Annotated in this window: 16 protein-coding genes and 2 tRNA genes; 11 read left to right on the top strand and 7 right to left on the bottom strand. The window is 70.2% G+C overall.

Annotated elements, in window-relative coordinates; genetic code table 11:
* Positions 1–78: 78 nt before the first annotated feature.
* From E6O51_RS13655 to E6O51_RS21895, 4 genes are all read right to left on the bottom strand, one after another.
* Entirely contained in the window at positions 79–1,701 is a 1,623-nt protein-coding gene (locus E6O51_RS13655; RefSeq protein ID WP_136385547.1) for a PEP/pyruvate-binding domain-containing protein, read from the bottom strand.
* Positions 1,698–3,626 carry a DUF47 family protein gene (locus E6O51_RS13650; RefSeq protein WP_136385546.1) on the bottom strand — a complete coding sequence of 643 codons (1,929 nt, stop codon included), beginning with the start codon at positions 3,624–3,626 and terminating at the stop codon, positions 1,698–1,700. The genes E6O51_RS13655 and E6O51_RS13650 overlap by 4 nt, the downstream gene beginning before the upstream one ends.
* Before the next feature lie 310 nt (positions 3,627–3,936).
* Positions 3,937–4,027 (bottom strand) — tRNA-Ser (locus E6O51_RS13645).
* Positions 4,028–4,192: 165 nt separating this feature from the next.
* A complete protein-coding gene (locus E6O51_RS21895; RefSeq protein WP_168735275.1) occupies positions 4,193–4,351 on the bottom strand; it encodes a hypothetical protein in 159 nt (52 codons plus the stop codon).
* Between the two features lie 290 nt (positions 4,352–4,641).
* Here E6O51_RS21895 and E6O51_RS13640 point away from each other — a divergent pair, with 290 nt between their 5' ends.
* The 9 genes from E6O51_RS13640 to E6O51_RS13600 all read left to right on the top strand — a co-directional run bounded on the left by E6O51_RS13640 (position 4,642) and on the right by E6O51_RS13600 (position 17,610).
* On the top strand, positions 4,642–6,027 hold the full coding sequence (locus E6O51_RS13640; RefSeq protein ID WP_136385545.1) for a TIGR03013 family XrtA/PEP-CTERM system glycosyltransferase: 1,386 nt from the start codon (positions 4,642–4,644) through the stop codon (positions 6,025–6,027).
* A gap of 63 nt (positions 6,028–6,090) precedes the next feature.
* Positions 6,091–8,211 carry an XrtA/PEP-CTERM system histidine kinase PrsK gene (gene prsK / locus E6O51_RS13635; protein ID WP_230976794.1) on the top strand — a complete coding sequence of 707 codons (2,121 nt, stop codon included), beginning with the start codon at positions 6,091–6,093 and terminating at the stop codon, positions 8,209–8,211.
* 3 nt (positions 8,212–8,214) lie between these two features.
* Positions 8,215–9,573, top strand: a complete 1,359-nt coding sequence (gene prsR / locus E6O51_RS13630) for a PEP-CTERM-box response regulator transcription factor (RefSeq protein WP_136385544.1) — start codon at positions 8,215–8,217, stop codon at positions 9,571–9,573.
* A gap of 2 nt (positions 9,574–9,575) precedes the next feature.
* Positions 9,576–12,383, top strand: a complete 2,808-nt coding sequence (gene prsT / locus E6O51_RS13625; protein ID WP_168735274.1) for an XrtA/PEP-CTERM system TPR-repeat protein PrsT — start codon at positions 9,576–9,578, stop codon at positions 12,381–12,383.
* Positions 12,384–12,431: 48 nt separating this feature from the next.
* Positions 12,432–13,715 carry a nucleotide sugar dehydrogenase gene (locus E6O51_RS13620; protein ID WP_136385542.1) on the top strand — a complete coding sequence of 428 codons (1,284 nt, stop codon included), beginning with the start codon at positions 12,432–12,434 and terminating at the stop codon, positions 13,713–13,715.
* Positions 13,716–13,805: 90 nt separating this feature from the next.
* Positions 13,806–14,747, top strand: a complete 942-nt coding sequence (locus E6O51_RS13615) for a transglycosylase SLT domain-containing protein (protein ID WP_136385541.1) — start codon at positions 13,806–13,808, stop codon at positions 14,745–14,747.
* Positions 14,748–14,750: 3 nt separating this feature from the next.
* A complete protein-coding gene (locus E6O51_RS13610; protein ID WP_136385540.1) occupies positions 14,751–15,536 on the top strand; it encodes a S1C family serine protease in 786 nt (261 codons plus the stop codon).
* 58 nt (positions 15,537–15,594) lie between these two features.
* A tRNA-Arg gene (locus E6O51_RS13605) sits at positions 15,595–15,669 on the top strand.
* 24 nt (positions 15,670–15,693) lie between these two features.
* Positions 15,694–17,610 carry an ATP-binding cassette domain-containing protein gene (locus E6O51_RS13600; protein WP_136385539.1) on the top strand — a complete coding sequence of 639 codons (1,917 nt, stop codon included), beginning with the start codon at positions 15,694–15,696 and terminating at the stop codon, positions 17,608–17,610.
* A 1-nt stretch (position 17,611) separates the two neighbouring features.
* On the opposite strand, the gene E6O51_RS13595 is transcribed toward E6O51_RS13600, so the two are convergent.
* From E6O51_RS13595 to E6O51_RS13585, 3 genes are read right to left on the bottom strand one after another with little or no spacing between them, the layout of a single operon-like run.
* Entirely contained in the window at positions 17,612–18,514 is a 903-nt protein-coding gene (locus E6O51_RS13595) for a hypothetical protein (protein WP_136385538.1), read from the bottom strand.
* A gap of 13 nt (positions 18,515–18,527) precedes the next feature.
* Positions 18,528–19,103, bottom strand: a complete 576-nt coding sequence (locus tag E6O51_RS13590; RefSeq protein ID WP_136385537.1) for a LemA family protein — start codon at positions 19,101–19,103, stop codon at positions 18,528–18,530.
* Between the two features lie 43 nt (positions 19,104–19,146).
* A complete protein-coding gene (locus E6O51_RS13585) occupies positions 19,147–20,007 on the bottom strand; it encodes an HDOD domain-containing protein (protein ID WP_136385536.1) in 861 nt (286 codons plus the stop codon).
* Between the two features lie 177 nt (positions 20,008–20,184).
* Between E6O51_RS13585 and E6O51_RS13580 the strand changes: the two genes are divergently transcribed.
* Together E6O51_RS13580 and E6O51_RS13575 are read left to right on the top strand one after the other, a co-directional pair.
* A complete protein-coding gene (locus E6O51_RS13580; protein ID WP_136385581.1) occupies positions 20,185–21,177 on the top strand; it encodes an oxidoreductase in 993 nt (330 codons plus the stop codon).
* Positions 21,178–21,204: 27 nt separating this feature from the next.
* Positions 21,205–22,419 (top strand): GGDEF domain-containing response regulator, encoded by a 1,215-nt coding sequence (locus E6O51_RS13575; RefSeq protein ID WP_136385535.1) that lies wholly within the window; start codon positions 21,205–21,207, stop codon positions 22,417–22,419.
* The last annotated feature ends 14 nt before the right edge of the window (positions 22,420–22,433 follow it).

Below are 22,433 nucleotides of genomic sequence, written 5' to 3'. Positions count from 1 at the left end.
CGGGAAGTCTATGAAGCGGGGCAGGGAATGCGAACGATGCTTTTCTTCGTACCTTATCGGGAAAACGCGGATGGGCGTTCAGGCCCGTTCGGCCGTGCGCAGGGCCCGGAGCCGTTCCATGAGCGCCTCGGGCACCGTCTCCACGACCTGGGCGCGGCCGGCGTAGAGGGTGCCGGTGTTGCCGTCCAGGGTCAGCAGGTCGCCCTCGCGCAGCGTGGTGTCGCCCAGCCGGATGGTGCGCGCGGCCTCGTCGATCTGCAGGCCGTCGCAGCCGACCAGGCAGACCTTGCCGAGCTGGCGGGCGACGACCGCGGCGTGGGAGGTGCGCGCCCCGCGCCGCGTCAGCAAGCCTTCGGCGAGGTCGAGGGCGGCGATGTCCCGCGTCTCCGCGTCGTTGCGCACCAGCACGACGGCCGCGCCGGCGCGGGTGCGCTCGCGGGCGCGGGCCTCGTCGAGGGCGATCTCGCCGCAGGCCACGCCGCTCGCCGCGCTGGGCGCGTGGGCAAGGGGCACGAGCACGGCCCCGTCGGCGGCGGTGATTCGGCGCTGGGTCAGGGACTGGGCGTCCAGCCCGGCGGTGCGTTCGCGGGCGGTGCGGGCATCTATGCGGCCTTCCTCGTACAGGTCGAGGGCGATGCGTGCGGCGGCGAGCGGCGTGCGCTTGCCTTCCCGCGTCTGCAGCAGGTACAGGCGGCCGTCCTGCACGGTGAACTCGAAGTCCTGCATGTCGCCGAAGGCGCGTTCCAGCCGGTCGGCGGCCTGCAGCAGGGCCTCCCACACGTGGGGCGCGACGGCGGCCAGTTCCTCGTGTCCAAGCGCGCTGCGGCGGCCGCTGACCACGTCCTCGCCCTGGGCGTTGAAAAGGAAATCGACCCAGGGCTTCGCTTCGCCGCTGCTCGGATCGCGTGTGAATCCCACGCCCGCCCCCGACAGGCCGCCCGCATTGCCGAACACCATGGCCTGCACGGTGACGGCGGTGCCCAGGTCGTGGGGCAGGCCGTGCAGTTCCCGGTAGGTGCGCGCCCTGGGGGCGTTCCAGGAGGCGAACACGGCGGCGATGGCCATTTCGAGCTGGGCGTGGGCGTCCTGGGGGAAGGCCTCGCCGGCCTCGCGGCGGTAGGTTTCCAGGTGGCGCGCGGCCAGCGTGCGCAGGTCGGCGAAGTCCAGGCTGCGTTCGTCGGCATCGCCGCGCAGGTTGTCCAGATCCGCCTCGAAGTGGCCCGCGTCCACGCCGGCGACCACTTCGCCGAAGCCGCTGATGAGGCGGCGGTAGGCGTCCCAGGCGAGGCGCGGCTGGCCGCCGATGCGGATGAAGCCGGGCAGGGTGGCGGCGGTGAGGCCGATGTTGAGCAGCGTGTCCATCATGCCGGGCATGGATACCGGCGCGCCGGAGCGCACCGACAGCAGCAGGGGATGGCGCACGTCGCCCAGGCGCAGCCGGGTCAGCCGCTCCAGTTCCACCAGCGCGGGGAGCCAGCACTCCCGCTCCACTGCGGCGGATTGTGCGCACCAGCCCGTGCCGAGCACGAAGGCGGGCGGCACCGGCAGGCCCAGGGCAGCCATGCGCGCCAGGTTCCAGGCCTTGAAGCCGAGTTCCTGCGGGCCTGCAGTGGCGGTGAGGGGATGGTCCGCGTGGATCAGGCGTACGGTCCGGCGCGTCTCGGCTGCGCCGGAAGGCGATGGGGCCGGGACTTTCTTCATTCGCCCGCCCCCGCGCGGCTGAAGGCCAGCCGCCGCAGGCCGTAGCCGGTGGCGAGCAGGGCGTCGGTGGCCGCTTCCAGCGCCTGGGCGAAGTCGGTGCTCAACTGCAGCGTGGCGGCGTCGCTCACGTGTTCGGCCAGCGCGCGGCGCACCTCCCGCAGCAGGATGTCGCTCTGGCGTTCCGCGTTGAGCACGCGCCACAGGGCGGCGACGAACTCCTCGTGGTCCTCGGCGCAACTGCCCTCGCCGAAGCTGCGGGCGATGGCCAGCGCCTTGACGTGGTCCTGCACCGCGCCGAGCACGGCGTCGGCCAGCAGGCGCATGGACTGGTGCACTTCTCCGCGCCAGCCGTGATGGTGGCCGGCGGCGATCAGGCACAGCAGGAAGGCGGCCTCCTCCAGCGCGTCGGCCACGTCGTCGGCACCCTCCACCAGCCTGGCGAAGCCGGTCCAGCGCGGGCGGGCCTCGGCGCGGGCGCGGGCGTCCATCACCAACTGGTCGGCGCGGCGCTCCCAGTCCTTGGCGCGCTCGGCGAAGCTGCGGGCGGCTTCCCGGTCGCGCTCGTGGCCGTGGGCGAGCGCATCCCGCAGCCCTTCGGCCAGGGCGTGGCAGTAGGCGGCGTGTTCGGCCAGCAGGTCGAACTCGTCGTGGCGGCTCATGTAACGCGCCAGCAGCAGGCGCGTGTCGTCGGCGATCAGCGCGGCCGGCTGATGCTGCTGCATGGCCTTGGTGGCGAGCGCGAAGGCGTCGAGCAGGAATTCCACCGCCCGCTCGGCGCCCATGACGTCGTCCAGGCGGTCGCCCAGATGGAAGTAGTCCGGGCCCAGCGCCTCCATGGCGCCGAAGACCAGCTTCTCGCCGCCGGCCGTGAGCCAGCTCATGTGGCCGATCCGGCGCCGGGCGGCCTCGGTCAGCACCTCCAGCGCGGCGGGCCTGCCCACGAAGAGTTCCAGCCGCTTGCGCGCCCGGTTCCAGTCGATCAGGAACACGATGCGCTCGCCTATGCCTTCGAGTACTGCCCCCAGCAGTTCCTCGTCGGCGCAGGCGAAGGTGGCCACGCCCACGTAGTAGGCATCGCCCGCGTTGAGGCCGGCAGTGACGCGTGCCCGGGGTTCGGTCCACTCCGCGCCGACCGCTTCGAGCAGGGTGCGGAAGAAGTCGAAACGGCGCCGGTGCAGGTCGGAATAGGTGAGGCTGACGTGCAGGTCCTCCACCTGGATCACCAGCACGTGGGCGTCGTTGGTGCCGATGTCGTTCTGCAGCAGCAGGCGCACGCCGTCGCGGGTGGCGGCGGTATCCAGGCCGGGGTGGTCGAGCTTGAGGGCGCGCGTGGCATTGACGCCGCGCATGAAGGCGGCCACCCGCGGCCGGTCGGCCTCGTCCAGTTGCCACACGTGGGCGCCGTCGATGTTCTCGCTGGACAGTCGGGCGGCCATGCGGTTGAGCGCCTTGTGCAGGTCCATGATCAGCAGGTGGACGCTGTCGTTCTTGCCGCGCTTGCCGCTCACCAGCGCGTGCAACTGCTCGGGGGAGAGTTCGTTCGGCGCCAGTCCGTCCACCCATCCGGTCCAGTGGGCGAGGCGGGTATCGAAGTCCGCGTCGCCTTCCAGCGGCCGCGCCATGGTGTGCAGGTCCTCGCGCAGCAGTCCGGCGAGGCGGGCGAGTTCGGGGATGTGCAGCGTGCGGCCTTCCCGGTAGGCGGCGGCCGGCAGGTTGGCGAGCCAGGGCGCGTTCACGCCCGCGGCGGCGAGCTCGCAGGAGAGATCCAGGGGCGGGGCGTCGGCCTTGTCGGCACGCTCGCCGGCGGCCTGCAGCACGCTCAGGTAGAGCTTGAGACGGTCGTTGGCCGCCAGCGCGGCCTTGACCCGTGCCGGTTTCAGGAGTTCGTCCTGCCCCAGGGTGGCGAGCGCATCGACTTTTTCCACAGCGGACTCCCGCGCCGTTTTTCCCATTGTCGAAGGCCAATGTGACAGGCATGTCACAAACCGGGCCGCCGCCCACCGCACCGACCGCCCGGCCAGTGGCGCGAGCGTGCTCGGCTCTACACCGGAAGTTGGAGGGAGGAATGGATGGGCTGGCTCAAGCCCCGCGCCGGGGACTTACGTGCTCGAGTCCTGATTCGCCGAGAGCTTTCGGAGGCCGCCGTGGCCATGTCGCCCGGGCCGTTGTGGGCCGAAAACGCGTTGTGGGCCGAAAACGAAAAACGCGCCGGGCGGCGCGTTCATGCTGGTGTTCTGGCGGAGAGGGCGGGATTCGAACCCGCGTCAGGGTATTACCCTGAACACGCTTTCCAGGCGTGCGACTTAAACCACTCATCCACCTCTCCGTGGAAGGCGCGCATTCTAGCTTCAAAGCCTGTCCAGTGGAAGCCCTGAGGGCCGCTGCGGGGCAGGCGCGGCGGACCGTGTTGTCGGCGGCGGATGTTTCGGGCGGGACAATCCGCGCTGCAGCGGCTATCAAGAATGACCGGACGGCGTGATGTGCGTGCCGTTCAGGTGTCCGGCGCGCACTGTTGCTGGGTACGCAGGGCCCAGGCGAAGGCGATGCCCGCGGCGGCGAGGATGATGCCTGCGGCGGTCTCGCCGGTGCCGAACAGCAGGCCGGAGGCCGAGCCGCAGGACATGAGGATGGGATTGATCCAGCGTTCCATGATGGGGGGTTCCGTATCGAGTCAGCCAGGTTTGCGGGCGCTGCGCAGCAGGCGTCCGATGTGGTGTAAGAATATACAGTAATCGACCTGTCCGCAAGTCGGCGAAAAGGGGTATGCGAAATTACCCGATGTGGGTAGCGATGCTTTGCGTCCGGGTGTCCTGCAAAGGCTGAGACGGGCCGTGACGGGTTTAACATCGGCGCCGCAGTGCGTCATATAAGGTGTCGGCAATCGGGTTGCCATTCACGTTCAGACGACGGCACAAGGCTGCAGGTCGGAGAGGGGGGGCCATGCTGAAGGTCTTCAGCCATTATTTTCCATCGCATACGCTGTTCCAGGTCCTCACGGACGCGGTGCTGCTTTGCCTTGCCGTCATTCTGGCCATCGCCTTCCAGTTCGATGCCCGGACGACCGACTGGCCGTTGGTGATACCTTCGGCGATGCTGTTCGCGGTGACGATGATCGCGCTCAACAGCGTGCTGGGGCTGTATCGCTCGCCGGCGGGCGGTTCTTCGCGCGACTGGCTGATCCGGGTGATCCTGGGCGTGGTGGTGAGCGTGCCGGTGGCGTACGGCGTGTTCCATGTGCTGCCGTGGGATTACTTCGCCTCGGAAGCGATCCAGGTCACGGTGTTGCTGCTGCTCGGCGCGGTTCTGGCGATGCGCGGGGCGCTCAACCGGCGCCAGGCCAACGCGCTGTTCACGCGCCGCGCGCTGGTCGTGGGCGGCGGGTCCGATGCGCTGTCGGTCGAGGAGGCTCTGAGCAGCCCGGCGGACAGCGGCGTGGAGCTGGTGGGCTTCTATCTGCCCAACGCCGGGGATGCACCGCAGGTGGACCCGGCGCGCGTGCTCGGCCGCGGGGCGAGCCTGATCGACGTGGTCCGCGAACATCGCGTCGGACAGGTCATCGTGGCGGTGCGCGAGCGCCGCGGCGGCGTGCTGCCCCTGCGCGATCTGCTCGACTGCAAGCTGCGCGGCGTGAAGGTGGACGACCTGTCGGGATTCTTCGAGCACGTGAGCGGCCAGGTCCGCATCGACTCGCTCAGGGCGAGCTGGCTGATCTACGGCGACGGTTTCCGCCAGGGGCGGGGGCGGGCCTTCGTCAAGCGTTCCTTCGACCTGCTGGCCGCCGCGGTGCTGCTGACCCTGGCCATGCCGGTGATGCTGCTGACCATGCTGGCCATCCTGCTCGAAGACGGCGCGCCGGTGTTCTACCGGCAGGAGCGCGTCGGCCAGGGCGGACGGGTGTTCAAGGTGGTCAAGTTCCGCAGCATGCGCCGCGACGCCGAACGCGACGGCACGCCGCGCTGGGCGGCGCGCAACGACGACCGCACGACGCACGTCGGCCGCGTGATCCGCCGCCTGCGCATCGACGAACTGCCCCAGTTGTTCAACGTGCTGGCCGGGAGCATGAGCCTGGTGGGGCCGCGCCCGGAGCGGCCGTTCTTCGTGCATCAGCTCACCCTCGACATCCCGTTCTACGCCGTGCGCCACAGCGTCAAGCCGGGGCTGACCGGCTGGGCGCAGGTGCGCTACAAGTACGGTTCGTCGGTGGACGATGCGCTCAACAAGCTGCAGTACGATCTTTACTACGTGAAGAACCACACGCTGGTGCTCGACACCCTGATCCTGCTCGAAACCGTGCGCGTCGTGCTCACCGGCGAGGGGGCGCATTGAGCGACCCTGCATCGCCGGCCGGCGGCCGGCGTTGAGCCGGGTCCATGCCCGGCAGATTCAACCATGCTTGCTGAAATCTCGGTCGTCGCCGTCTGGGGCTATGGCCTGGCCGCGGCGGCCTACGCGATCTTCGCCCTGTATCTGCTCGGCGCCTGGCGGGGCGGCCCGCCCGGCGGCGTGCTGGTCGTGGCCGCGGTGGCGAGCACCGCGTGGGCGCTCAGTGCCGCGCTGGTGGCGTGGTCCCCCGGCGTATGGCTGATGCGCGGCGCGGCGCTGCTGGAGGTGGCGCGGGTCGCCGCCTGGTACGTCTTCGTGCTGGTGCTGCTGCATCCGCCGGGCACGCCGTGGCGGCGCTGGCCGGTGGTGGCGGTGGTGGCGGTGCTGTCCATGCTGGCGTCGGCGTTGCTGCCGGTCGATACGCTGGTGGGTGGTGCGGAGGTTGCCGGCAAGCTGCTGCTGGGGAGCTTCCTGGCCGCGGCGGTACTCGGGCTGGTGCTGGTGGAGCAACTGTTCCGCAGCCTGCCGCGGGAGTCGCGCTGGGGGCTCAAGCCGTTGTGCCTGGGGCTGGCCGCCGGCTGGATGTTCGAGCTGTATTTCTTCGCCGACGGCTTCCTGTTTGCCCGCCTCGATGCCGACGTGTGGTCGGTGCGCGGCCTGGTGCACGCCATGGTGATTCCGCTGGTGGCCCTGTCGGCCGCCCGCAGTCCGTCGTGGACGCTGCGCATCTCCATGTCGCGCGAGGTGGTGTTCCATTCCACCGCGCTGGCGGTGGCCGGCGCCTACCTGCTGGTGATCGCCGCGGCGGGCTACTACGTGCGCTACCTGGGCGGCGACTGGGGGCGGGCGCTGCAGATGGCGCTGCTGTTCGCCGGCCTGCTGATGCTGGGCCTCATCGTCGGTTCCGGGGCGAGCCGGGCGCGCCTGCGCGTGCTGGTGAACAAGCACCTCTTCCCCTACCGCTACGACTACCGCAACGAGTGGCTGCGCTTCACCCAGGCGCTGTCCTCGGCCGACGGCGAACTGGATCTCGGCCAGTCGGTGATCAAGGCCCTGTCGGACCTGGTGGAAAGCCCCGGCGGCGGCCTGTGGCTGCGCAATGGCGAAGGGCGCCTGGCCCAGCATTCGCGCCTGAACGCGCCCGCCTGTGATGCGGTGGAGACGGAGGACGGCCCGCTGTGCGGCTTCCTCGCCGAGCGCGAGTGGGTGATCAACCTGGAGGAATTCCGCATGGGGCCGGCGCGCTACGGGGGCCTGCGCTTGCCCGACTGGTTGCTGCAGCTCGAGGGCGCCTGGCTGGTGATCCCGCTCAAGTCGGGCGGGCGGCTGGTGGGCTTCGTCGTCCTGCACGCGCCGCGCGCACCCTTCGAGATCAACTGGGAGGTGCTCGATCTGCTCAAGACCGCCCAGAGCCAGGCCGCCAGCTACCTGGCGCGCATGCAGGTGACCGAGGCGCTGATCGAGGCGCGCAAGTTCGATTCCTTCAACCGCATGTCGGCCTTCGTGGTGCACGACCTGAAGAACCTCGTCGCGCAACTGTCGCTGATGCTCAAGAACGCCGAGCGCCACCGGGACAACCCGGAATTCCAGCAGGACATGCTGGAGACCGTGGCCCACGTGGAAGCGCGCATGCGCGCGCTGATGGCGCAACTGCAGGAAAAGCGCTCCATCGACGCGGCGCGGCCGGTGGATCTGGGCGCGCTGGCCGAACGCCTCCGCAACGTGAAGCGCACCCAGCGCCCCGCCATCCGGATCGCGGTGCCCGAGGAGGGTGGCGCGCACGTGCTCGCCCATGCCGAGCGACTGGAACGGGTCGTGGGCCACCTCGTGCAAAATGCCCTCGACGCCACGCCCGAGGATGGTAAGGTGGCCTTGAAAGTGAATGGAGGCGACGACGGCTTCTGGACGCTCGAGGTGGCGGACACCGGCTGCGGCATGACGCAGGAGTTCATCCGCGAACGCCTGTCGCGCCCCTTCCAGACCACCAAGGACGGCGGCATGGGGCTCGGCGTGTACGAGACCAGCCAGTACGTCCGTGAGCTGGGAGGAACCATCGCTTACGACAGCGAGCAGGGACGGGGTACCCGGGTACTCCTGAAACTGCCGGCCTGCCGGCGCGAGGCGTCTGCCATGGACGAGGGTCTCGCGGCGGCGTCCCCCAACACGTCCGAATCCCTTCGTGCCTGAGCCATGACGGAAAAGCGCCGCACCCTGCTCATCGTCGAAGACGACCCGGCCCTGCAGAAGCAGATGCGCTGGGCCTTCGACGCCTTCGAAACCGTGGTCGCGGGCGACCGCGAGAGCGCCATTGCCCAGTTGCGCCGCTTCGAGCCGGCGGTGGTCACCATGGACCTGGGCCTGCCGCCCGAGCCCGACGACGTGGGCGAGGGCTTCCGCCTGCTGGGCGAGATGCTGGGCATGGCGCCGGACACCAAGGTCATCGTGCTCACCGGTCAGCACGACCGCGAAAACGCCGTGCGGGCGGTGGGCCTGGGTGCCTACGATTTCTTTGCCAAACCCTTCGAGCCCGAGCTGCTGGCGCTGACCATCGAACGCGCCTTCCGCCTGTACGACCTGCAGGCCGAGAACCGCCGCCTGCAGGCGGTGCAGGGCAGCGTGCTGGACGGCCTGATCACCCGCGACTCCGGCATGCTCAAGGTCTGTCGAACCATCGAGAAGGTGGCTTCGGCCAACGTCACCGTGGCGCTGATCGGCGACAGCGGCACCGGCAAGGAGGTGCTGGCGCGCGGGCTGCACGCGCTCAGCCCGCGCGTCGGCGGGCGCTTCGTCGCCATCAACTGCGCCGCGATTCCGGAAAACCTGCTCGAAAGCGAGTTGTTCGGCTACGAGAAGGGCGCCTTCACCGGCGCGGTCAAGCAGACCCCGGGCAAGATCGAGCTGGCCCACAAGGGCACGCTGTTCCTCGACGAGATCGGCGACCTGCCCATGGCGCTGCAGGCCAAGCTGCTGCGCTTCCTGCAGGAGCGGGTGATCGAGCGCATCGGCGGGCGCGAGGGCATCGCGGTGGACGTGCGCGTGGTGTGCGCCACCCACCGCGACCTGAAGGCGCGCATCGCCGAGGGCCTGTTCCGCGAGGACCTCTACTACCGCCTGGCGGAGATCGTGGTGGACATCCCCCCGCTGCGCGAGCGCGAGGGCGACGCGGCGCTGCTCGCCCATGCCTTCGTGCAGCGCTACGCCCAGGAAAACCGCCGCGGCAGCATGCAGCTTGCCGACGACGCCCTGGACGCCATCGCCGCGCACCGCTGGCCAGGCAACGTGCGCGAGCTGGAAAACTGCCTGAAGCGCGCCGTGATCATGGCCGAAGGCAACCGCATCACGGCCGGCGACCTGGGCCTGGAAACGGCCGAAGCCGACCTGGGCTTCTTCAACCTGCGCCAGGTGCGCGAGGAAGCCGAGCGCCAGGCGGTGGTGCGCGTGCTGGCGCGCACCAACGGCAACATCGCCCGCGCCGCCGAAATCCTGGGGATCAGCCGCCCTTCGCTGTACGACCTGATGAACCGTTTCGGCCTCAAGAAGGAGTCCTGACCGTGCCTGCCGAACCCACCCGTTCCCGTCCGGTCCGCCGCGGCTCCGTCGCCGCGCTGGTGTTCGCGCTGGGCGCCGCGGCGCTGCTCGGCGGCTGCGGCGACCCGCCGGAGAAGCTGCTCGATTCCGCGCGCGGATACATCGCCAGACAGGACCTGCGGGCCGCCAGCATCCAGTTGAAGAACGCCCTGCAGAAGGACGGCTCGCTGGCCGAAGGGCGCTTCCTGCTGGGGCAGGTCAGCCTCGAACTGGGCGACGTGGCCGAGGCGGTCAAGGAACTGCAGCGTGCCGAGGAACTCGGCCATCCCACGGAGCGGGTCGCCCCCCTGCTGGCCGCCGCGCTGGTGCGTGCGGGCCAGTTCGACAAGGTCATCACCAAGTACGCCGACACCCGGCTCGCCGACGCCGATGCCCAGGGCCGTCTGTCGGCCGAACTCGGCACCGCCTACCTGGCCAAGGCCGACCTGGAGCGCGCGCGCAGCGCCTACCAGTCGGCCGCGTCGGCCCTGCCGGCAAACGCCGCCGCGCGTCTCGGCATGGCCCGCGTGAGCTTCTTCGCCGACGACCTGGAAGGCGCCGAGCGCGACGTGGCCGCGCTGCTGCAGGACGAGCCCGATCTCGCCGAGGCGCACCTGCTGCAGGCACAGATACTGATGGCGCGCAAGCAGCCCGAGGCGGCGGTCGAATCCCTGGCCGCGGCGGTGCGCAGCCGTCCGGACGTGCCGGCCTATCGCTACGAACTGATCACCCTGCTGCTGCGCCTGCAGCGTGCCGACGAGGCCAAGGCCGAGGTCGAGGCCATGCGCAAGGCGGCGCCCAACAGCCCCGCCACCCACTACCTGACCGCCCTGATCGCCCACCGCGACGGGCGCAACACCGAAGCGCGCGACGAAGTGGCGCTGGCCCTGCGTGGCGCCCCCGATTTCCTCCCGGCGCATCTGCTCTCCGGCAGCGTGTTCTTCCGCCTCGGCAACCACACCCAGGCCCAGCTCGGCCTCAACAAGGTGCTCGAACGCATTCCCGGCCACGTGCCGGCACGGCAGATGCTGGCGCTGTCGCTGCTGGCGACCGCGCAGCCGACGCGGGCGATGGAAGTGGTCAAGCCGCTGATCGACGCCGACTCCAAGGATGCGCGCAGCAATCTGGTGATCGGCCAGACCCTGCTCGGCAACGGCGAGTTCGCCGCCGCCGCCGACTACTTCGCCCGCGCCTCGGCCACCGCGCCGGAGGATGCCGGGGCGCGCATGCGGCTCGGCGTCGCGCGCCTGATGGGCGGCGAGTCCGCGCAGGCGCTGGCCGACCTGCAGGCCGCGGCGACCATGGACGACCAGGGCATCCAGGCCGACGTGGCGCTGGTGCTCGCGCACCTGCGCGCACGGGACTACGACAAGGCGCTGGCCGCGGCCGATGCCATGGTGGACCGGCATCCCGACAACGCCGAGGCGCACAACATGCGGGGCGGGGTGCTGATGGCCCGCCAGGATCTGCCCGCCGCGCGCGAAGCCTTCGAAAAGGCGCTCGCGCTGCGCCCCGATCTGCTCTCCGCGGTGGTGAATCTCGCCCGCCTGGACATGGCCGCCGACAAGCCCGATGCCGCCGCCGCCCGCCTCGATGCCTTCGTGGCCGCCCATCCCGCCAACGTGGATGCGCGCATCGCCCTGGCCGAACTGAAGAGCAGCACCGGTGCTCCGCCCGCCGAGGTGCTGGCCATCCTGGAAAAAGCCGCGGCCGCGGCGCCGGGGGCGCTGCTGCCCAAGCTCGCACTGGTTCGCCACCACCTGCGCCAGCGCGATGCGCGCCGCGCCCTGACCGTTGCGCAGGAAGCCGCCGCCGCGAACGCCAGCGATCCCGCCGCGGTGGAGGCGCTCGCGCGCGCCCAGTCCGCCGCCGGCCAGCACGAGCAGGCGGCGCGCTCCTTCGGCCGTCTGGCCGCGCTGATGCCGCGCGTGGCGGCACCGCTGGTGGAGATGGGCGCCGCCCAGATCGCCGCCAAGGATCTCAAGGGCGCCGAGCAGTCCCTGCGCCGCGCCATCGCCCTGCAGCCCGGCAACCGCGTCGCGCGCGAGCGCCTGATGCTGCTGCTGGTCGAACAGGAGCGCCTGGACGAGGCGCTCGCCCAGGCGCGCGACATGCAGGGCGTGGCCGAGCTGGGCGGCATAGGCTTTGCCGCCGAGGGCGACATCCAGTTCCGGCGGCGCAACTGGGAACCCGCCGTCACCGCCTATCGGCGTGCCATCGAGAAATCGGAGGCGCGCAACGCGCCCGTGAACGTGCGCCTGCACGGTGCGCTGGTGGGGGCCGGCCGCAAGGCCGAAGCCGACCGCCTGGCGGCCGGCTGGCTGCGCGCCGAAGAGCGCGACACGGCGATGCGCGCCTATCTGGCCGAGCGCGCCATCGGCGAGCAGCGCCTGAAGGACGCCGAGCGCCTGTATCGCGAGGTGCTCGACATCGAACCCACCAACGCGCTGGTGCTCAACAACCTGGCCTGGGTCGCGGGCCAGCTCGGCGATCCCGCGGCGATCTCCTATGCGGAAAAGGCGCTGGAGATCACGCCGGACAATCCCGCCATCCTCGATACGCTGGGCATGCTGCAGGTCGAGCGCGGCGAAACCGAGAAGGGGCTCGCCAACCTGAACCGTGCGGTGACGCTGGCGCCCGCCGTGCCGGCGCTGCGCCTGAACCTGGCGCGCGCCTACCTCAAGCTCGACCGCAGGAACGAAGCCCGCGAGCATCTCGACACGCTGCTCGGCCAGGTGCCGGAAGACTCCCCGGCGCACCGCGAGGCCAGCGCGCTGCGTGCCGATCTCTGAACGGCACGCGGTCCGCATCCCAGACTTTCATCCCAGGAAACGATCATCATGACCACCACCCTCGCAGTCGTCGGACTTGGCTACGTCGGCCTGCCGCTCGCCGTCGAATTCGGCAAGAAATACAGAACCATCGGCTTCGACCTGTCCGCGGCCAAGGTCGCCAGTTACCGCGATTTCGTCGATCCCACCGGCGAGGTCCCCTCCGCGGACCTGCGCGCGGCCACCCACCTGTCCTGCCATACCGACCCGGCGCCGATCCGCGACGCGGATTTCGTCGTGGTGGCCGTGCCCACCCCGGTGGACGAGGCCCACAATCCCGATTTTTCGCCGCTGGTGGGCGCCTCCGAGATCGTCGGCCGCAACCTGCGCCGCGGCGCGGTGGTGGTGTTCGAATCCACCGTCTATCCGGGGGCGACGGAGGAAGTCTGCGTGCCCATCCTGGAGCGCGAATCCGGCCTCAAGTGGAAGCAGGACTTCTTCGTCGGCTATTCGCCCGAGCGCATCAACCCGGGCGACAAGGAACGCACGCTGACGCGCATCGTCAAGGTCGTCTCGGGCGATACGCCGCAGACGCTGGACAAGGTGGCCGGGGTGTACGGCGCCATCGTCACCGCCGGCATCCATCGCGCCAGTTCGATCAAGGTGGCCGAAGCCGCCAAGGTCATCGAGAACACCCAGCGCGACCTCAACATCGCGCTGATGAACGAGCTGGCGGTCATCTTCCACAAGCTCGGCATCGACACCCTGGAAGTGCTCCAGGCCGCCGGCACCAAGTGGAACTTCCTGCCTTTCCGCCCCGGCCTGGTGGGCGGGCACTGCATCGGCGTCGATCCCTACTACCTGACCCACAAGGCGGAGATGCTCGGCCACCATCCCCAGGTCATCCTGTCCGGGCGGCGCATCAACGACGGCATGGGCAAGTACGTGGCCGAGCAGACGGTCAAGCAGATGATCGCCGGCGGCAGCGCCGTCAACGGCGCGGACGTCATCGTGCTGGGGCTGACCTTCAAGGAAAACTGCCCCGACCTGCGCAACAGCAAGGTCATCGACGTGATCCGTGAACTGCAGAGCTACGGCTGCCGCGTGCACGTGCATGACCCGGTGGCGGCGCCGGCCGAGGCCCAGCACGAATACGGCGTGACGCTCGCCGACTGGGACGCGCTGCCGGCGGCCCAGGCCATCGTCGCCGCCGTCGCTCATGCCGAATACCAGCGCAAGGGCGTGCCCGCGGTATTGGAAAAACTTGCCGACGGCGGCGTGTTCGCCGACGTCAAGTCCATCTACGACCAGGCTGAACTGGAGGCCGGCGGCGCGCGCGTTTGGCGCCTGTGACGAGCGGTGCTAGAACGCAGTAGACGCAGCGAAGAAGCAAGGCAGGCGTCCGGGCAGCGCAAGCGCCGGACGGACTCGGGGAGGGCGCGGATGAACCGGAGCGGCCGGACGGCACTGGGCACGATATGCGGCGTGCTGCTGGGCGCATGCCTGGCGGCGCCGGTGTCCGCGCAAGGGCACGACGCGGCGACGGTGAATCGTTCCAACGCCGCCGCGCAGGCCCGCCATCTGGTCCGCGATGCCGTCGCCTACGAGCACGGCGAAGGCGTGCCGCGCGATGCCGTGCGCGCGGCGGCCATGTACTGCGAAGCGGCGCGTCTCGGCAATGCGGAAGGCATGTACTCGCTGGGCTGGATGTATGCCAACGGCCGCGGCGTGGTGCGCAGCGACGCCCACGCGGCCACGCTGTTCGCCATGGCGGCCTACCTCGGCCACGAGCACGCGGCGCGCATGCGCCGCTACACCGGCGATTACCTGGGCGAAGTGCCCGACTGCCTGCTCCCGCCGCGCCAGCGCCAGTACGCCGGGCCGTGGGACGTGGACAGCTTCCTCGCCCGGCTCGGCGCCGAACGGCGCCAGGTGGCGCGGCTGGTGGCCGAACTGGCGCCCGAACACGGCGTCCACCCGCGCCTGGCGCTGGCGGTGGCGCTGACCGAATCGGCCCTCGACCCGCGGGCGCGCTCGCCCAGGAACGCCATGGGCGTGATGCAGCTCATCCCCGCCACCGCCGAGCGCTTCGCCGTGCGCCAGCCCTGGGACCCGGAGCAGAACATCCGCGGCGGCCTGCGCTATCTGCGCTGGCTGCTCGCCTATTTCCGCGGCGACGTCACCCTTGCCGTGGCGGCCTACAACGCCGGCGAAGGGGCGGTGGACCGCCATCGCGGCGTGCCGCCCTACCGCGAAACGCGCCAGTACGTGGATCGCGTGCTCGGCCTTGCGCAGCAGCGCACGCATCCCTACGACGCGGCACTGGCGGAACCCAGCCCGATCGTGTCGCCGACTCCCGCAACCCGCCCGTCGGGAGAATCCTGACCGATGAATTCCCCCTGCCGGGCGCGGCGCCGCGCCTTCCTGTTCGCCGCCCTGGCGGCGGGCGGGGCCGCGCTGTGGCCCCATGCCCATGCCGACCTGGTGGATACCGTGCCCCGCGTGAAACCGTCGGTGGTGGCCGTCGGCACCTACATGCCCAACCGCAATCCCGCCTTCCGCTTTCTCGGCACCGGCTTCGTGGTCGGCGACGGGCGGCTGATCGCCACCAACGCGCACGTGGTGCCCGAGACGCTCGACAGCCAGCAGATGGAGAGCATGGCCATCGCCGTGGCCGGCGGGCAGGGCGGCGCCGTGCGCCGCGCCGAGCGGGCGGCCTCCGACAAGGGGCGGGACCTGGCCGTGCTGCGCATCGACGGGCCGCCGCTGCCCGCCGTCACGCTGGCACCCGCCGACGGCGTGCGCGAGGGGCAGAGCATTGCCTTCATCGGCTTTCCCATCGGCAACGCGCTGGGTTTCTCGCCGGTCACCCACCGCGGCATCGTCGCGGCGATCACGCCCATCGGCATCCCCCAGGCCAGCGCCCGGGACCTCAATCCGGCGCTGATCCGCCGCCTGTCCGGCGACCGCTTCGAAATCTACCAGCTCGACGCCACCGCCTATCCAGGCAACAGCGGCAGCCCCGTGTTCGACCCGGCTTCCGGCGAAGTCGTCGGCGTGATCAACATGGTGTTCGTCAAGAGCACCAAGGAAAGCGTGCTCAGCGACCCGTCGGGGATCAGCTACGCGATCCCGGTGACCTACCTGCGCACGCTGCTGCGGGACATCCGCTGACCCCGCGGGGGCGGGATGCCCTTGGTCACCGGCCGCCGAACGGCTAGAATGCGCCCCTCTCCTCGTAGTTCAATGGATAGAACGGCCGCCTCCTAAGCGGCAGATACAGGTTCGATTCCTGTCGAGGGGACCATTTCTCCCCACTTGCGACGGCTCCATGCCTCTCCTCACCGTCGAGAACGCCTGCCTGGCCTTCGGCCACGTGGATTTGCTCGCCCATGCCGACTTCCAGCTCGATGCCGGCGAGCGCGTGGCGCTGATCGGGCGCAACGGCTCGGGCAAGTCCAGCCTGCTGCGGGCGCTGGCCGGGCAGGCGGCGCTGGACGACGGTACGGTGTGGCGGCAGGACGGCCTCAAGGCGGCCTACGTGCCGCAGGAGGCGGACTTTGCGCTGGAGCGCGACGTGTTCGCCACCGTGGCCGATGGCCTGGGCGACGCGGCCCGCCTGCTGGTGGACTACCACGCGGCGATGCACGCGGTGGCCGAAGCCGCCACGCAGGAGGCGCTCGCCCGCCTGGACGAACTGCAGCACGCCGTGGAAGCGGCTGACGCCTGGCGGCTCAACCAGCGCGTGGAGCAGATGCTGGCCCGCCTGGGGCTGGAGGCCGACGTGGCGGTGGCGAGCCTCTCCGGCGGCGGCGTCAAGCGCGTGGCGCTGGCCCGCGCGCTGGTCAGCGAGCCGGACCTGCTGCTGCTGGACGAGCCCACCAACCATCTCGACGTGGACGGCATCCTGTGGCTGGAAGGGCTGATCCGCGAATTCCGCGGCGCGGTGGTGGTGATCACCCACGACCGGGTCTTCCTCGACAACGTCGCCACCCGCATCATCGAACTGGACCGCGGCCGCCTCGCCAGCTACCCGGGACGTTTCGCCGACTACCAGCGCCGCAAGGCCGAGGAACTGGAAGCCGAGGACAAGGCCAGCGCGCGCTTCGACAAGCTGCTGGCGCAGGAAGAGGTGTGGATCCGCAAGGGCGTGGAGGCGCGCCGCACCCGCAACGAAGGCCGCGTGCGCCGGCTGGAGGCGCTGCGCCGCGAGCGCGCCGCGCGGCGCGAGCGCCTGGGCGAGGTGAGCCTGGCGGTGGACCGGGGCGAGAAGAGCGGCCAGATGGTGGCCGAGCTCGCCCACGTCACCAAGCGCTACGGCGAGCGGGTGGTCGTGCGCGACTTCTCCACCCGCATCCTGCGCGGCGACCGCATCGGCTTCATCGGCCCCAACGGCGCCGGCAAGACCACGCTGCTCAAGCTCATCCTCGGCGACATCGAGCCCGACGAAGGCACGGTACGCCGCGGCACCCGCCAGACGGTGGCCTATTTCGACCAGTTGCGCGCCCAGCTCGACCCGGAAGCGCCGCTGACCGAGGTGATCAGCCCCGGTTCGGACTACGTGGAGATCGGCGGCGAGAAGAAGCACGTCATCGGCTACCTGGGCGACTTCCTGTTCGCGCCCCAGCGTGCGCGCTCGCCGGTGAAGTCGCTCTCCGGCGGCGAGCGCAACCGCCTGCTGCTGGCGCGCCTGTTCGCCCGCCCGGCCAACGTGCTGGTGCTGGACGAGCCGACCAACGACCTGGACATCGAAACCCTGGACCTGCTGGAGGAACTGCTCGCCCGCTATGACGGTACGCTGTTCCTGGTGAGCCACGACCGCGCCTTCCTCGACAACGTGGTGACTCAGGTGATCGCGGCGGAAGGCGACGGGCGCTGGCGCGAATACGCCGGCGGCTACGCCGACTGGCAGCGGGTCAGGGAGGCGGAAGCCGGCGCCGCCGCGCGCGAGACGAAGCCCGTCCCGTCCTCCGCGCCCAAGTCCGCCCCGGCGGAAAAACCGGCCGCAAGCCGGGCGAACAAGCTGAGTTTCAACGAAAAGCGCGAACTCGAAGCGCTGCCCGACCGCATCGCTGCCCTCGAAGCCGAGCAGGCCGCGCTGCACGCGCGCATGGCCGACCCGGCCCTGTACCAGAACGCGCCCCAGGAAGTCGCCCGCTGCAAGGCGCGCCTGGAGGCGCTGGAAACCGAACTGGAAGCCGCGCTGCTGCGCTGGGAAGAGCTGGAAACCCGCGCCGCGGGCGGCTGAATCAGAACGTGCCGAAGTGGCCCAGCAGCGCAATGGCCGCGGCGGTACCGAAGAACACCGCCAGGTGGAAGGCTGCCCACAGCCGGTAGCGCCGCGCGATGCGCGCGGTGTCCAGATCGGAGATCAGGTACAACTGTCCGCTGGAAGGCTTGCGCACCACGTGCGCCTCGGCCGCCGCCAGCAGTTCCCGCTGCTGGCGGGTGACCTCCCGGTGGGCCTGGGCGCGCGCCAGTTCCCATTCCTTCAGGTCGATCTCGCCATTGCCGTCCAGGTCGAAGCGGGCGAGCAGGCCGGCCCGGTCGCGCTTCCATTCGGCCAGCAGTTCGGCGACCTGGCGCGAGGTGTCGAGGGCGGGTGAGATGCTGCCCAGCGTGGCGAATTCGCCCAGCACGTAGATCGGGTCGCGGTCGATCAGCGACCACTGGGTGTGCTGCAGGTCGCCGGCCTTGAACACGTCGCGTCGGCGCACCAGCATCTCCGCGCCATCCGGATCGACCGCGCAGACACCGCTGCCGTCGTCGAGCAGGAAGGAAGCGTCGCTCTCCACCGTGCGCACGTGGCGCCACTTGCCGTCGCTCTGGCGCTCGCGGGTGACCACGCGGTACCACAGCACCGGCAGGTGGTTGATCGGGGACAGCAGCGGCGTGCCGTCCAGCGGCCGGCCGCGACCGCGCAGTTCGGCATAGCCCTGGGCGGCGGAGGCGATGCGTGCGGTGGGGGTGTCGAGGATCAGCCGCGCATGGCGCACCGAGCGCAGCCAGCCGTACAGGCCGGTGGCGAGCAGCAGGGTCAGCGCGGCCAGCGTGCCGGGCGCGCGGCCGTGCACGAAGGCGAAACCGGCCAGCCCGAGTTGCAGCGCGGGCAGGCCGGCATTGGCCAGGTCGCGGCGCAGGCGGACGAGCATGCGGGCGCGGCGCTCAGGCGCGGAACAGCGCCTTCACGTCCACGTCCGCCGTCTGCGCGGCGGCAAAGCGCAGCAGCGGCTGGGCGACGTAGCCGAACAGGCGGGCGACGAGGATGTCCGGGAACTGCTCGATGCGGATGTTGTGCACATTCACCGACTCGTTGTACCACTCGCGGCGGTCGGCGATGGCATTCTCCAGCGCGGTGATGCGGCCCTGCAACTGCATGAAGTGTTCGTTGGCCTTCAGTTCCGGGTAGGCCTCGGCCACCGCGAAGATGCGGTCCAGCCCGGTGCGCAACTGGTCCTCGGCCGCGCCCAGGGCCGGCACGTCGTGGGCTTCCCGCGCGGAGGCGACGCGGGCGCGCGCCTCGGTCACTCGCACCAGGGTGTCCTGTTCGAACAGCTTGTACTGGCGGCACACCTCCACCAGCTTGGGCAGTTCGTCGTGGCGCTGCTTGAGCAGCACGTCGATGTTGGACCAGGCGCGCGCCACGTTGTGCTTGAGCCGCACCAGGCCGTTGTAGATCAGCACGCCGTAGACCAGCAGCACGACCGCCGCGGCCAGCACCAGTGCGTTGGAAACGCTCATGAGTGGATGTCCTCCCCGTTTGCGGGCGGTATCTTATCCCCAGTCAGCCCGGTTCGGCGGGCAGGAAGCGCGGCATGGCCTCGGGCGGCACTTCCAGGCGGGCGAGCAGGGGTTCGCGCCCCAGGTGGGTGAGGGCTTCGATGGCGGCGATGTCGTCCGGCAGCGCGGGGTTCTCCCAGCCGTGGGCGACATGGCGGGCGAAATCGGTGGCAAGCAGCACGTTGCGCACGCGCGGATGGTCCAGCCGGCTTTCGTCCATCAGTTGGACCAGCAGGGCGGGCAACTGCCAGGCGCGCACCAGGGCGTGCTGCAGCTCCGCCGCGGTGGCGCCGAACACCGCATGCTGGGCCACCACGCTGCGCAGGCTGCGGTCCGCGCGCTGCATGGCGTAGACCTTGGCGGTGAGCGTCGGGGCGAAGACCCAGCACACGATCTCGCTGGCCTCGACCAGCAGCGCGGCGACGGTGATCTCGTCCACGTCCAGGTCGTGGCGCACCACCGCCCAGTCGCGCGCGTGGTGTGCGGCGCGGCGCGCGCGGGCGATGACCCGCAGCACGCCGACCAGGGCGTCGCGGTGGGCGGCCAGCGTGTCTTCCACTGTGGGCATGTCGCCGAAGATGCGGAAGAAGGGCTCCATGCCTATCATCATGATCGCCCGGTCGATAGTGGTGATGTCGTGGTTCTGCGCCTGGCCCCTGTGGGTCTGCAGCCAGGTGAGCAGCCTCATCGTCATCAGCGGATCGCCGAGCACGATGGCGGCGATGCGCTTGCCGCTCACGGTATCGAGTTCCCCGTGCAGGGCGGCGAGTTCGCGCACGGTGCGCTTGAGCACCGGCAGCGGCTGGGCGGTAAAGAATTCGACGTAGGCATCGACCGATGCGAGCGGCTGGGTGAGCAGTTCCATGAGCGGGTCCCCGGCGGGGCGGCAGGATGTTGGCAGGATTATCGGCGCGGCGGTGCCGAACTGAAACCCCGCGGCATGCCGTGCTGCGGGACGCCGCGGGGGTTTTCGCTATAATCTCGCGAATTCCCGCGGTCCCGGGCAAGCGTCCGGGACGCACCATAACAGGAGACAGTCGTGGTGGGCCCTTTCAAAGCCCTGCTGATCGAACAGGACGACGAGCGCAAGGCCGTCGGCAGCCTCCAGACCCTGACCGCGGACCGGCTCGATGCGGGCGAGGTGCTGATCCGCGTGCATTACTCCAGCATCAACTACAAGGACGCCCTGGCGGCCACCGGCGCAGGCAAGATCATCCGCCGCTTCCCCTGCGTGGGCGGCATCGACCTTTCCGGCGAAGTGGTGGAAAGCGCCGACGGGCGCTTCCGGCCGGGCGACAAGGTCATCGCCACCAGCTTCGACATCGGCGTCTCCCACCACGGCGGCTATGCGGAGTACGCCCGCATCCCGGCGGGATGGGTGGTGCCGCTGCCGGCGGGGCTGGATCTGTTCGAAGCCATGGCGCTGGGCACCGCGGGCTTCACCGCCGCGCTGGGCATCGTGCGCATGGAGGACAACGGCCTCGCCCCGGCCAACGGCCCGGTGGTGGTCACCGGCGCCACCGGCGGCGTGGGGGGGCTTGCCATCGACATGCTGGCCCGCCTCGGCTACCACGTGGTGGCGCTCACCGGCAAGGAAGCGGAAAGCGGCTACCTGCGCGGACTGGGTGCGGCCGAGATCCTGCTGCGCTCCTCCATCGACTTCGACAAGGTGCGCCCGCTGGAAACCGCGCGCTGGGCCGGCGCGGTGGACAACGTGGGCGGCCGGATCCTGCACTGGGTGCTGGCCACCATGCAGCAGGCCGGCACCGTGGCGAGCATCGGCAACGCCGCCAGTTTCAACCTCGACACCACGGTGTTCCCCTTCATCCTGCGCGGCGTGAGCCTGCTCGGCGTGGATTCCGGCTACATGGGCTTCCCGACCCGGCAGAAGGTGTGGGACCGCCTGGCGGGCGACCTCAAGCCGCGCCACCTGGCGGCCGTTACCCGCACGATCACGCTGGACGAACTGCCCGCCGCCTTCGCGGCCTACATCAGGGGCGAGGTCAAGGGCCGTACCGTGGTACGCATTTCCTGACAGTCTCCGGAGCCGGTCAAAGAACTTATGAGTGAAGAACAGAAGGAACCACGGCCCAAGGTGCTGATCGTCGACGATTCGCGCATGGTGCGCGCGTCCATCATCAAGAACCTGCGGGACGGCTTCCTGGTGCGCGAGGAAACCGATGGCGAAGCGGGCTGGGAAGCGCTCGTCATCGACCGCGACATCCAGCTCGTGATCACCGACATCGGCATGCCGCGTCTGGACGGCTACGGCCTGCTGGAGCGCATCCGCGGCTCCAAGCTCGCGCGCGTGCACGACGTGCCGGTGGTGGTGATCTCCGGCGAGGAGGACGGCGAGGCGCGGGACAAGGCCTACAAGCTCGGCGCCAACGACTTCATCACCAAGGGCATCGGCGCCACCGAGCTGCTGGCGCGCCTGGAGTCGCTGACCCGTTTGGCGCAGACCAGCCGCGAGCTGGAGGAAAGCCGCGCCGCGCTGGCCGCGCAGAGTCCGGTGGACCCGGCCACCGGCCTGGCCAGCGAAGCCTACCTGACCTGGCACGCGGAGCAGGAGCTGGCGCTGGCCAAGCGCCACGGCAGCGAGGTACGGGAAAAGCCGAGCGACATCAGCGCGATGGTGGTGGAGATCGACCACTACGAACAACTGGTGGAGTGGCATGGCCCCCACGTCGCCCAACTGGTGACCCGCAAGCTGTCCAAGATTCTGTCCACCAAGGTGCGCAAGGAAGACACGGTGGCACAGCTCGCACCCGACCAGTTCGCCGTGCTGTCGCCCAGCACCGACCTGGTGGGCTGCTGCGCCTTCGCGCTGCGCCTGCAGAAGGCCATCGAGAAGGTCGTCATGACCTACCGCGACGAGCGCATCCGCATCAGCGTGACCGCAGGGGTGGCGTGTTCGTCCGTGGACGGCATGCAGACCGTGAGCCACCTGATCGGCCTCGCGGTGCAGCGCGCCCAGCAGGGCAGGGAGGCCGGCGGCAACAAGGTGGTGGCCGACCAGGGCGAGGTGGGCAAGGATTTCGTCGACAAGGTGTTCCGCCAGACGATCAGCCTCGACCATGCCCTGTTCCAGTTGAAGGCCGGAGCCACCGACGAGGTGATCGAGCGCATGGGCGACGTGGTCGCCACGCTGCTTCCGCTGCTCGAATTGGTAGAATCGCGGCTTCACTGCGGCATGCCGCTCGATGCGCTCCGGCAGCACGCGAGCGAGGCGGCCAGCAGCGGGGAAGAGACGGACTTCACCCGGACGACGATATAAGACATCAGAAGACC

This window comes from Pseudothauera rhizosphaerae, from assembly GCF_004801305.1.
GTDB classification, from domain to species: domain Bacteria; phylum Pseudomonadota; class Gammaproteobacteria; order Burkholderiales; family Rhodocyclaceae; genus Pseudothauera; species Pseudothauera rhizosphaerae.
The sequence above is the reverse complement of the archived record's forward strand: the minus strand, read 5'-3'. Positions and strand labels throughout refer to the sequence as shown.